General features: G+C 39.9%; 1 pseudogene. It reads left to right on the forward strand.

Going from position 1 to position 248, the window contains the following annotated elements:
• Positions 1-248: pseudogene (locus tag AB4512_RS25440) on the forward strand (hypothetical protein); the annotation flags it as partial.

Consider the following 248-nt stretch of genomic DNA (forward strand, 5'->3'; position numbering starts at 1 on the left):
GACTTGGTTGGTGGGAAATATCAAGGTAATAAATGTAGTAAAGCCATTAATGATGCCTTTTCAAGTGGGGGAAATAAGGTCTGGGTTATAGGTGATTGTGTGGTTTACTCACCTGCGATTAATGTCGTTGAACCTATCCCAGGAGTTATTACGCCACGTTCATTAGTGATTCAAGACGGCATCGTTGCGAACGGCAACGCAAGCGTATTTGATGGATCTTTTTATCATCTAAATGATATGAGTATATT

It is taken from the genome of Vibrio sp. 10N.222.52.B7 (assembly GCF_041474275.1).
GTDB classification, from domain to species: Bacteria; Pseudomonadota; Gammaproteobacteria; order Enterobacterales; family Vibrionaceae; genus Vibrio; species Vibrio crassostreae_C.